We start from the raw sequence: 6,680 nt of genomic DNA, 5'->3' as shown, positions 1-6,680 counted from the left end.
CTAGGTCCAGGCCGACGATGCTAACTTCCTTCATGGATGCTCTCTCCTCTAAGTGACGTTCTGGCGAACATCACTCTGGCACATTGCGATGCCGTCGGGAGGGGGCATCCACTCCATCAGCTCTCAGTGGAAATCAACAGCTCATTAAGTCAAAGTGCGCCGCTTGAGAGGCGCAACTTCAATCTTTTCTTCCAGCCACCCCGCCGAAATGCGAGCGGAGTCGCGCGGCCGATGCGACTTGAAAGTCGGCGACGTGACGCGTCCTAAGGCCTGTCCGATCGCGGCCTATTTCCTGAACAGGTTGATGCGAATGCCGTCACCGAAGAAGCCTGTGCCTCTGCTCCACGACGATATGATGTTCCTTGTCTTCAACCAGGTCACGAAATCGACGTTGACCGGTGTGTCTGCAAGCCTCGGCGTACCCCAACCCGGTTTGATGTCGGGGAGCGGTGATGGCATCGACTGCAGGATGTCCTTCACTTGTTCGATGTCAAACATCCCGTGAAACAGGTTCAGCAGCGAGATTTGAGTTTCGGCGGGGCCGGAGCTTAAAATCACAGCGCGTGCGGCATCCGCATCGATATTGTCGGTCCTGGTTCTAGTGCGGGCAAGTATTTCGCCTACGAGCGCGGCTCGGGCGCGTTTGCCCGTAAATATGCCGAGGTCCATCGCTGCGAGGATTTTCAGCCGGGTCCCGTCGCCGACGTCCGCTTCTAGCAGCTTTTGCCTGAAGTCGTCGTCTAGGTCGCACTCGGCCTGTGCCTCGAAAAATTCGTTAACGTTGTTCTTGACGAAGGCGACACCCAGCGCAGGGCTGCCTGCTAGATGGGACAAATTCTCGGCGGAGAAGACCACCAGGTTTCGATCAACCAGGATCTTCGTCTTCCCTACGCTAACGGATTTCGGGAACGCCTTGAGCTTGTACTGCAACGACTGCAAGTAGGCGGCATAGGCGTCGTCGCTCAGGGCGTCACTCTCGAGGACGAACTCGCGAAGCGAATGGGCCTCTAGTCCGTCCGGCATCGGCTGTCCACGAAGCGCCGTGATCGTGGTGTCATCATTAAGGAAGTCACTCAGCGCATCCGCGTCATAGCTCTCGCTCCTTTGGAAGGCTAGGCAGTTCTCCCAAGTCGGCTCGATTCTCCCGATCTCGAAAAGCGCAACGTGAAGCTTGTCGGGAACGTCGTCCAGGCTCGGTAGCGAGGTTAGCTGCTGCTCCAAGAACCTCACCAGTGATTCGAGTTCGAGATGCTCCCGGCCGACGACGCGACGCATTGCCTCGACGCTCTCGCGCCGATTTTCGGGCAGTCGAAGGAGGACGTTCTCAAGATACTCATCGAACTGTCCATCGACCTTTTTCAGCAGTGGCTCGTTGCCGGACTCCAGGATTACCGTGTAGTTTCGTTCGGACGGCCCGTCTTCATCCTCGAGCAGGAGAACACTCTGGAAGATGAAGTTTAGGTTATCAATAGAGATCGCGTAGAGCCCACCGTCGAACAAGACCCGCACGAACCCCGGATGTGTGGCGACGGCGGCTAGGTCGACCGTCTCCACGTCGAGCAGCTTCAGGCGTTCGGGAGGGAAGTCGACCCCTTGTTCAAGGATGCCGGCGAGGTTCTGCGATACGAACGCTGCCAAAGTATTGTGCTTGCTGGCTAGGCTCTTCAGTTGCGTGTCGGTCACGTGGCTGATAATCCGCGCCACATGGGTCAAGTTCGCAGAACTTGCGAGCGCAGCGGCGACAAAGTCCGGCCAGATCCGCGAAAGCCCGGCGATCAACTTAGCGACCGCCGCCCCATGGGCATAGTACGCCGCCAGAAAAGACTCGCAGCCTTCGAAGTCGGATGCAATGTAGTTCATCAGTTTGGAAATCTGCATCGGATAGGATGAGGTATCGGTAAGCAGGCCGTCTACGATCTTGACGTTTAGGACATAGTTCCGACTAAAGTCTTCGTCGCGCATCGCGGCGATGACCTCTCTCGGGTTGTCTATCTGAAAATTGGGGTCGGGGTTGCTGAAGCTCCGAATGCGGATGAGGAATTTGTTGTCGCTTGGCGACAGACGACCGGAATGGAAGAGTGATGTGTACTGGTAGTAGGTGTCATCAAGATATCCTTCCAAAACCAGGAAGCGAGCCAAGTCCACCCTGTCGCCGAAGCCGTTGAAAAAGTCGGCCACTTCCTCCACGTTCTCGCGAAGCATCTCGGTGAACTTCATCATTCGGAGAGTGGTGATTCTGTCTCGCAGATCGCGGATGCGTTTGGACGTCGCATCTCTGTATGATGCGGCCTTCTTCTCCACTTCCTCTTTCCGTTTCAAGAAGGTCTTGTTTGGATTCACCTTAGCTTGAAGCCCCGACACTGCGACCTGTTGTTGGTAACTCTGCACGTCGCGTGCCCAAAACTGTTTGGATTCGATAAAATCCTCCAGCTTTTCGCTCTTGGCCAGCGTATTGATCGGAAAGAAGTGGTTGCGGTCCAACGAGACAGAAATGTAACCCACAGGAACCAATTCAATCAGAGCCATCGCATAGCTCCTGCGTAACTCATCCAGATCATTTGGCAGTTGCCTCTCGCTGATGTCGATGAGTCCTTCCAGGCGAGATATTTCCGCCCTGTACTTAGCTTCGCTCGCGGTCACAAGCCGGTCGTGAGCGTGAAGGATGCCGGCGAGGTTGCCCCTCCCACGATGAAGGTTCTCGAAGTCGCTGGGGAAAACGTTCTTGTAGATTAAGACGGCCAGCAACTTGTTTGCGTCGAGATTGGTCTCGCCTTCCGGTTCGAGATTGTCGACGTAAATTGCGTATTCGTTGAAAATGTTTTGGATGAGCCTGAGGTCATCCAAGTATCGCGAAACCTCGCGTAGGAACTGTGGCTTCAGCCTCTTGTCGAGTGAAAGGCGCTTGCCCTGCTCCAGTACCTTGTCGATCGAGTTGGAGCTGTTGATGATCGGAATTACGGGTATAATGAATTCGAAAAACTTCGTTCTGTCCGTATTAACGAACATATCATCGCGTAGGGCGTAGAGGAATCTGATGGGGCGCTTCACCCCCCCATTGGCATTCACGAGACTGTTGATCTCGCGCAACGTAACGAAGATGTCGGCGTTGTTAAACCTGTCTAAATCCTCGATCACGACAAGATCGTATTTGGTCGACTGGAAAAAGTATATGATTTCATCCAGATGGCGGTTGAGGATCGACTCCTCGGTCGCAGCCTTCGGCGTGATTTCGATGTCCTTGAGCGATATGCTCTTCAGCGAAATGCCGAAGCTCGCGACATAGATGTGATGGAAGACTAGCCAAAGGAACAGCCCGCCGATCCCGAATGCGAGCAGATTATACCAGTTCGTGGCGTCCAGAGGCATGAAAAAGGCGCCCGTCATGATCGCCTCGCGGTGCTGGATCAGGTGCCAAAGCGCTACGATGCCCAGCACGATGAAAAGGGACGCGAAACCGGACCAGCGGCCAGGTGATTGAATGCGCTTAAACCTAGATAGCGGGAGTCGATTGGCGTCGGCGCCGTAGAGCATCTGCTGGAGGATACTGCGCTCGATCTCCTGCTTGCCGACCGCGGCGCCTGTGGAAACGGCTTCGGGCATGAACGCCGCCAATGAAATCTGGAGGACCGGCCGCTTGTAGCGCTTCAGGAACGACTTGATGATGCTGCTCTTCCCGGATCCATAGGGTCCGGTGAGGGCGATGTTCATTACGCGGGGGTTGCTGGTTGCCACAGTCAACGCTGCGGAATATACGCCTGCTTCGTCCGCCTTATCCGTAGGGGCGAGATCAACGAACCTGGACTCCCCGTCAGAAACCGCCGGATGTGGGGTGAGCCAATCCGCGACGGATTTGAGCAAGCTCGCCAATGTTTTCCGATATCCGAACTGTCTCTCCAAGGCTCAAGACCCTCCTGTTTCGCAGAACCTGACTAACAGTGCTCAGGTGTCTGCAACAGGCCACTCGAAGCGGGAGATGACACTGCCCCCAATCTCACAGCCCTTGAAGACGTTAAGCAGAGTCGGGCCCATCGGCCAACGGCCGTCGCATGCTTAGCCCAAGTTAATCAGCTAAATGACGAAGTTATCGTATCAGATGCCAGGTGCACGCTATCGTGCTGGCCGCATTCGATACCGCTCGATAGAATCGCGCTGAACTGCCCGTTTTGTGTCTCTTTACCGGAAAGACCTCCTCGTCGAATGTCCGCTTCCGGCCCCGAAGCCGACACTCAGTAACTTCAGGGCACCGGTGGGAGCAGTTTCCAATGGCGTCGTCGAGCGGATCGCGCTCAAGCAGATAGCATTCTGCAGATGCAACTCTAAAGAAGTAAATAGCTGGGTTGTTGGTTAGCTTGAGGTGTGCGCGTAGTGTTGCGCTAAGGCGAGACACCACGCGATTCGACGGGCTTGGATAGGGAGGGCGCGGTATTGACAAAGTTGCTTCTGATTTTCTCCGATGGAACCGGTCAGATTGGAGGACTTCGTCCCGATCAACGATTGTCAAATGTTTATAAGATGTACCGCGCGATGCGGCCCGGGCCGGATTCGCCGATTGGTCCGCACCAGCAAGTCGCCTTTTATGACCCTGGCTTAGGGGCCGGCGAAACGGATGGGATCAGCTTCCGCAGAATAAGGAATACGCTTTCTGCCGCAGTCGGTACGGGGATCGACCAAAACGTCATAGACTGCTACGCGGCGATAATCGCCAACTATCAGCCGGGCGACAAAATCTGCCTCTTCGGCTTCAGCCGAGGAGCCTACACCGTTCGCTCGCTGGCGAATGTCCTGAACCTCTGCGGGGTGCCAACCAAAGGATCTGACGGGGCACCCGTACCGCGGTATGGGCCGAAACTGCGCAAGATCGCTTCGGACGCTGTCCGGTACGTGTACAATCACGGAGCTGGGTCTAAGCGGGCGCTCTACGAAGAAGAGCGCGAGGAGAAGGCTCGGAGCTTCCGCACAAAGTACAGCTCTGAGGGCGTTGGCGCGGACGGGGAGCCGCAAGGCAATGTGCAGCCTACCTTCATCGGGGTCTTCGACACGGTCGCGGCACTTGGTAGCCGACAAGCAACGCTCCTAGCGGTCGGCGGCTTCTTTTTGCTTCTTCTGCTGACTTGGTGGATTTCAACGGTGGCACCATGGTGGATAACGGCGTTGTTTGCGCTGGTGCCGCTGGCCGCCGCCTACTGGACGATCGTAGTCATGAGTGGGCAGGTGAAATATTTCTTCAAGGACCCAGGTCGGAGGGTTCGCCTCTGGAATCCATTCGACTGGTTCGCAATCGCACGCCACGGACATGTCGCATGGTGGTCCGGCAAGAATTACGACCGCTATGTCGACCGCGAGGTCCGCTTCCTGCGCCATGCGCTCGCGATCGACGAGGCACGCCTGAAGTTCCCTCGTGTGTCCTGGGGCCGGAGCATAGATGTCGATTGGAACAACCAGCGGGGTAACCACGACTGGATGAAGCAGGTATGGTTCGCTGGCAATCACTCCGATATCGGGGGAAGTTATCCTGAGGAGGAATCGCGGCTTTCCGACATTGCGCTGCAATGGATGCTAGACGAGCTGAAGGCGGCGATCCCGGAGATTCAGATGCGACCGGAATTGCTCGTCACCTCACCCGATCCGCTCGGACTCCAGCATGACGAACGCGAGGGCGTGTTGAATGGCCAGCCTGCACTGCTTCGTTGGCTGACCCGCGACCGCTTAACTTGGACTACGCAGGTGAGAAACGTTGAGAAGGGGGTGACGCTACATCCTTCGGTCATCGCGCGCTTTGAGGCGGAGGCCGTTCCGCAGATGGGTGAGGTTAAGGCCTACCGGCCCTCCAATTTGCACAACCATTCTCTAGTGGCCAAGTTCTACAGTGAAGAAGTTAGGGGCTAGCGTGCCTGGCCAAACCAAGAGGGTGTCTGTGTCGCTCCGAGCAGATCGGTATACGCCGAGAGTAGGTCCGTACTCGGACGGCAGCTTAGGCCGGTCATTCGCCAAGCCCGGACCGTCTCCTGCCGGCCCCGAAGCTGGCCTTTCAGGAGGGGCAATTCTCTGACTGCGCCCCAGACGTCAGTGTTAGCGGAATAGCATGCAGATCCGCTCAGGCAACCTTGCCCCTACTCGGCCTGATCAAAACTTCTGCGGATATTCCCAATCGAGAGTGCAGTTGACGGATCATATCGATCGACAGGCTTCGCTTGCGGTTCAGGACATCGGCCACCCGGTTACGCGGGCCAATCATCGGTTCGAGGTCCTTGCGGGTCAATCCTTGCTGTTCCATCCGAAAACGTATTGCTTCCACCGGATCGGGGGGATCCATGGGGTAAGCCTTCGCTTCGTAAGCGTCGATGAGAGTCGCCAGAATATCAAGCCGGTCCCCCTCAGGCGTGCCGGCCTTCGCGCCCCACAGGTCCTCGACCTCAGCCAGAGCTTCCTCGTAATCCCTTTCTGATCGGATGGGCTTAAGATCAGCTGCCATGTTCGATTTCCTTCACGTCGATCTTGTCATATGCCTTGTGTGTCCCGATCCACTTGATCCAGACGATGCTTTTCTCAAAATGTAAGCATCCGGCGTAGGCCGCGGATGGGTCTTCAGCATCCGGTCAGTGGGGTTTGGTTCGGCTTTTTGCGAAGCCAGCTTTCCCGAGCGTTCGGCGACGCGCCAGTTTCGCTATCCGCTCATTGAT

At 56.3% G+C, this 6,680-nt stretch carries 3 protein-coding genes; 1 reads left to right on the top strand and 2 read right to left on the bottom strand.

Going from position 1 to position 6,680, the window contains the following annotated elements; all coding sequences use genetic code 11:
- Nucleotides 1–285: 285 nt before the first annotated feature.
- Nucleotides 286–3,897: a YobI family P-loop NTPase gene (locus DYZ14_RS23660; RefSeq protein WP_232365667.1), complete on the bottom strand. Its 3,612-nt coding sequence runs from the start codon at nucleotides 3,895–3,897 to the stop codon at nucleotides 286–288.
- A 528-nt stretch (nucleotides 3,898–4,425) separates the two neighbouring features.
- Between DYZ14_RS23660 and DYZ14_RS23655 the strand changes: the two genes are divergently transcribed.
- Nucleotides 4,426–5,886: a phospholipase effector Tle1 domain-containing protein gene (locus DYZ14_RS23655; protein ID WP_154722879.1), complete on the top strand. Its 1,461-nt coding sequence runs from the start codon at nucleotides 4,426–4,428 to the stop codon at nucleotides 5,884–5,886.
- A gap of 208 nt (nucleotides 5,887–6,094) precedes the next feature.
- Here the strand turns inward: DYZ14_RS23655 and DYZ14_RS23650 are convergent, their stop codons facing one another.
- Nucleotides 6,095–6,472, bottom strand: coding sequence for a helix-turn-helix domain-containing protein (locus DYZ14_RS23650; RefSeq protein ID WP_154722878.1), 378 nt, complete (start codon nucleotides 6,470–6,472; stop codon nucleotides 6,095–6,097).
- Nucleotides 6,473–6,680: the final 208 nt, after the last annotated feature.

The organism is Ciceribacter sp. T2.26MG-112.2 (assembly GCF_900492205.1).
Classification (GTDB): Bacteria; Pseudomonadota; Alphaproteobacteria; order Rhizobiales; family Rhizobiaceae; genus Allorhizobium; species Allorhizobium naphthalenivorans_A.
Note: the sequence above shows the minus strand (reverse complement) of the source record. Positions and strands in the feature narration are given on the sequence as shown.

Bases quoted from the DNA above. Each gene is read 5' to 3' on its own strand.
- DYZ14_RS23650 (WP_154722878.1), bottom strand. From the start codon at position 6,472: ATGGCAGCTGATCTTAAGCCCATCCGATCAGAAAGGGATTACGAGGAA.